Below are 4,371 nucleotides of genomic sequence, written 5' to 3' on the forward strand. Positions count from 1 at the left end.
AAGCTGTCGCCGGCCACCATGCTGGCCGCCCTCAACGATCTCGGCCGCGACAATGGCATCGGCCGGCTCGACCTGGTCGAGAACCGTTTCGTCGGCATGAAATCGCGGGGCGTGTATGAAACGCCCGGCGGCGCCATCCTGATCGTGGCCCATCGCGCCATCGAATCGATTACGCTCGACCGGGGTGCGGCGCACCTCAAGGACGAGTTCATGCCGCGCTACGCGGAACTCATCTACAACGGCTTCTGGTTCTCGCCCGAGCGTCTGATGCTGCAGGCGATGATCGACAAGAGCCAGGAAGACGTCGAAGGCACGGTGCGGCTGAAGCTCTACAAGGGCAACGTCATGGTCACCGGCCGCAAGTCGAAGAAGACGCTCTATTCCGACGCGCTGGTCACCTTCGAGGACGACCGTGGCGCCTACGACCAGAAGGACGCCGCCGGCTTCATCCGCCTCAACGCGCTGAGGCTGCGGACTTTGGCCGCGCGCAACCGCAACAGCTAGACGGAATGCGCTGTCCCGGCCGATGCCTGGTGCCGCTGGTCCTTCTGGCGGCCCCAGCCATGGCCGGGGATTTCGACCCTGGCCCGCTCGACCTTGCCGCGCTGATCGAGTGCCGGGTCGACGTGCCCAGCTACAACGGCTTTGCCCTCTGGCTGGCAGGCGAGCCCAGCGTGGCGGACACGCTCGGCTGGAAAGAAGTTCCGTCAGGCAATCCGTTCCTGCGCCAATACAGCTTGCCCGCCCCGGTCCACGTCTTCGGGCGCGAGACCGGAGCGATCGTCTTTACCGCGACGGGCCCGATGGCGGTGCTTGACGGCATCGCCGCACCGGACCTCGCCCGCCAGCTCGACGTCCCGGCGACGGTCTCGACGCCGGGCAAATTCCTCGGCGAGAAGGTCGTGGCCGAAAACACCGAGCAAGCCGGCGGCGTGAGCCTTGTCACGCGCGTCACGCTCAACGTCTCGACGGTCGAGTCCCATCCCGGCAAGGCGCTGGCCGGCTGCTCCTATGCGCTCGACGTGAAATGAAAAACCCGGCGCGGAGGCCGGGTTCTTCGTTCAATACCGTATGTTCGATCAGTTGGCATCGATCGCGTCGGCGATGCGGGCGATGGCTTGCTGATAGACGTTTGCCGAATTCCAGCCGGCAATCGCGCCCATATTGGCGCTCGCGCTCGCGCCGGCCCGCCAGCCATGACCCTTGAGGTAGTTGGCGGTGGAAGCCAGCGCGGTGGCCTTGTCGCGCAGGTTTCCGTTGCCGACCGCATATTTCAAGACATTTCCGGGCAGGAACTGCGTGTGGCCGACCTCGCCATGCATGGCGCCGACCGACGACGAGGTCAACGCGCCGCGGTCAACCAGCTTCAGGGCCGCGATGGCATGCGGGTGGAAATAGTCCGGACGGCGGCAATCATAGGCAAGCGTCAAAATCGCTGAGACCGTGTTCTGGTTGCCCATCGAGGCACCGAAGCCGGTTTCCATGCCCCAGATGGCGAGCAACACGCCCGGCGACACGCCGTAACTGGCTTCGATCTGGTTGAACAGCGCCGCGTTCGACTTCTTCAGCGAACGGCCCTTGGAAATGATCGCCGACCCGCCACGGCGTTTCATGAAATCGTCCACCGAGCCGCTGAAAGCCTTGTGGATGGCGCGGTCCGCGGAGATCGTCCTCGTTGCGTAGGTCGCGCCCGCCAGAGCGGCCAGGCCCCTCGACCCGACACCCTCGGACTTGGCCTCGGCGGCGAAATCCTGCTTCCAGGCGTCGAAGCCGGCGCCGGTCTTGCCGCAACTGGCCGCCGCCTGCGCGCCCGTTGCCAGCCCCAGCACCGCCACCATTGCGGCCGCTAAAATCCTACCCTTGGCAAGAAATGCCATGTTGTTCTCCTGATTGCCTGATTCACGTCCCGATTGCGAATTTGCCAGCGAAACGCGCATTTGTCACCGTCTGTGGCGCGATGCTGGCGAATGCCGGGGAATTTGCCTACGATCAAGTGATTATTATGGCGAGGCCAGGCATGAGAGACGTTGATGCCGGCCGTGGACAGCATCGGCGGGGCGGCCGGACCGGCGAAGCGAAATAGTCTCGATGGAGTGCGGAACGCCGGCCGGTGGTTCGCGTTTGGGCACGGGCCGCCATGCATCCTATGCCTTCCTGATGAATTGAGACCGACATGAAACTTTTCGACTGCCCGCATTGCGGCCACCGTCTCTATTTCGAGAACGCCCAATGCCTGAACTGCCGCAGTCTCGTGCTCTACGATCCCGAGGGCGCGCACTTTGTCTTGTCCGGCGTCGATGGCGCCATCCAGTGCACCAACGCCGACGAATGCGCCTGCAACTGGATGGCCGAGCCGGGGCAGGTCTTCTGCCGTGCCTGCGTGCTGAACCAGCTGATCCCCGACCTCTCCGTCGACGGCAACCGCCGCCGCTGGATCCGTGTCGAGGCGGCGAAGAAGCGCGCCATCTATTCGCTGCTCGCCTTCGGCCTGCCGGTCGCGCCCAAGCAGAGCCCGACGGACGAAATCGGGCTGGCCTTCGACTTCCTCGCCGATCCGATCGGTGGCGGCCCGGGCGGCGAACGGATTCTCACCGGTCATGACAACGGCCTGATCACGCTGAACGTCGCGGAGGCCGATTCAGCCGAGCGTGAAAAACGTCGCATCGAGATGGGCGAGAACTACCGCACGCTGCTCGGCCATTTCCGTCACGAGCTCGGCCATTATTACTGGGACCGGCTGATCCGCGACGATCCGCAAAGGCTGGAGGCCTTCCGCGCTCTGTTCGGCGACGAACGCGCCGACTACGAACAGGCGCTGAAGGCTTACTACGCCAACGGCGCCGCGCCCGACTGGCAGCAAAACCACATCTCGGCCTACGCCACCTCGCACCCATGGGAGGACTGGGCCGAGACCTGGGCCCACCACCTGCATATCACCGACACGCTGGAGATGGTCCATGCCCTGAACTTCCCGCTCGGCCGGCTGGAAACGGTGGAGGCGAACGAACTGTCACGGGGCGACACCGGCGGTGAACTGCAGCCAGCGCCTTCGGAGCCTGCAAACACGCCCGAGCCTTTCGACAGGATCCTTGTCCGCTGGCTGGTGCTGTCGGAAGCCTCCAATTCGATCAACCGCTGCATGGGCCTGCCCGATCTCTACCCCTTCGTCATTTCGGACGTGACGGCGCAAAAACTGGCCTTTGTTCACGACCTTGTGACCGATTTGCCGAAAGGCGCGGGAACAAATCGTGAGTTGGCTCGCGCACTTTAGCCGGAACGCATGCGCCGCTGCCCCGTTTTCACAGCCGAGGGGTCACGAAAACGGAGAGTACCCATGAAATCCTTATTGTTTCCCGCAATAGCCGGGATGCTGACCGCAATGTCTGGCGCCGCATTGGCCGATACCGCTGTCTCGGCGGTCACCGATCTCAATGTGCGCGCCGGTCCGGGTCCGCAATATCCGGTGATCGGCGTGCTCGCCGCGGGCCAGTCGGCGACGCTCAACGGCTGCATCGAAAACAGCAAATGGTGCACCATCGCCGAAGCCGGCGGCCAGGGCTGGGTTTATTCCGACTACGTCACCGCCGATTTCGGCGGCAGCCGTGTGGTGCTAACGCAGCGCCGCTCCGCTGTCGCCGTCGTCTCGCCGCCGGAGGACATCGGCAACTACTCCACCGACTATACCGGCGCGATCATTTCCAGTGATCCTGTCGTAGGCGAGTTCCCCGCGCCGCCGGCCGCGGTGCGGACCTATGTCGACACCCACCGGCTGGACCCCGTCTATCTCGACGGCGAGGTGGTCACCGGCGCGACCCTGCCAGACACGGTCGAGCTGCGCGAAATTCCTGACTACAACTACCGTTATGTCTATGTGAACGGCCAGCGCGCGCTGATCGATCCGCAGACACGGCGCATCATGTACGTGGTGCGTTGATAGACGCCGGCGGTCGCCGTCGCGGCCGCTGGCGACACCTGGGTTGGCGATCGGGGCAAGCCGGCCAGCGCCGGGTGCCGCGGCCGCCGGTTTGCGCCTGTCCCCGCTGATATCGATTCCGATTCCCGAGGCCATCGGCTAGATCAAGCAGCTATGGATTGGGATCGAGGACAAGCGTGACAATCGACGACACCGCCTTCGAGCGCTATCGCAACACCCCGAACGCCAGGACGACCTTGCCACGCCTGTTGCTGGGAACGCTGATCGTCGCCCTGTTCTGGGGCGCCACGACCGCGGCGGTGCTGTTCGGCGGCAGCCATGTTTACTTCGCCTGGCAGGCGGCGGCTTCGCCATACGGCATGGAGGGTTTCCTTGCCTCGCCCATCGGCATCCTCAGCGCGCTCACCTCTTTCGGCGGGATCTGGATCGGCCTGTGG

General features: G+C 64.5%; 4 protein-coding genes and 2 pseudogenes. 5 read left to right on the forward strand and 1 reads right to left on the reverse strand.

Going from position 1 to position 4,371, the window contains the following annotated elements; genetic code table 11:
• Both EOA36_RS28870 and EOA36_RS28875 read left to right on the forward strand, forming a co-directional pair.
• Positions 1-504 (forward strand): annotated as a pseudogene (locus EOA36_RS28870) (argininosuccinate synthase domain-containing protein); the annotation flags it as partial.
• Between the two features lie 5 nt (positions 505-509).
• The gene (locus EOA36_RS28875; protein ID WP_127280414.1) at positions 510-1,031 is read left to right on the forward strand and encodes a hypothetical protein; all 522 of its coding nucleotides are present in this window, start codon (positions 510-512) and stop codon (positions 1,029-1,031) included.
• A 48-nt stretch (positions 1,032-1,079) separates the two neighbouring features.
• Here EOA36_RS28875 and EOA36_RS28880 read toward each other — a convergent pair whose 3' ends face one another.
• Positions 1,080-1,877, reverse strand: a complete 798-nt coding sequence (locus EOA36_RS28880; RefSeq protein WP_127280415.1) for a lytic transglycosylase domain-containing protein — start codon at positions 1,875-1,877, stop codon at positions 1,080-1,082.
• A gap of 296 nt (positions 1,878-2,173) precedes the next feature.
• Between EOA36_RS28880 and EOA36_RS28885 the strand changes: the two genes are divergently transcribed.
• The 3 genes and pseudogenes from EOA36_RS28885 to EOA36_RS28895 all read left to right on the forward strand — a co-directional run.
• Positions 2,174-3,271, forward strand: coding sequence for a putative zinc-binding metallopeptidase (locus EOA36_RS28885; RefSeq protein WP_127280416.1), 1,098 nt, complete (start codon positions 2,174-2,176; stop codon positions 3,269-3,271).
• A 63-nt stretch (positions 3,272-3,334) separates the two neighbouring features.
• Entirely contained in the window at positions 3,335-3,934 is a 600-nt protein-coding gene (locus EOA36_RS28890; RefSeq protein WP_127280417.1) for a DUF1236 domain-containing protein, read from the forward strand.
• Between the two features lie 176 nt (positions 3,935-4,110).
• Positions 4,111-4,371: pseudogene (locus tag EOA36_RS28895) on the forward strand (CPBP family intramembrane glutamate endopeptidase); the annotation flags it as partial.

Origin of the sequence: Mesorhizobium sp. M8A.F.Ca.ET.021.01.1.1, from assembly GCF_003998025.1 — a bacterium.
Taxonomy (GTDB): domain Bacteria; phylum Pseudomonadota; class Alphaproteobacteria; order Rhizobiales; family Rhizobiaceae; genus Mesorhizobium.

What these genes read in the sequence shown, in the direction of transcription:
- EOA36_RS28885 (WP_127280416.1), top strand. Translation starts at nt 2,174, where the DNA reads ATGAAACTTTTCGACTGCCCGCATTGCGGCCACCGTCTCTATTTCGAG.
- EOA36_RS28880 (WP_127280415.1), bottom strand. Translation starts at nt 1,877, where the DNA reads ATGGCATTTCTTGCCAAGGGTAGGATTTTAGCGGCCGCAATGGTGGCG.
- EOA36_RS28890 (WP_127280417.1), top strand. Translation starts at nt 3,335, where the DNA reads ATGAAATCCTTATTGTTTCCCGCAATAGCCGGGATGCTGACCGCAATG.
- EOA36_RS28875 (WP_127280414.1), top strand. Translation starts at nt 510, where the DNA reads ATGCGCTGTCCCGGCCGATGCCTGGTGCCGCTGGTCCTTCTGGCGGCC.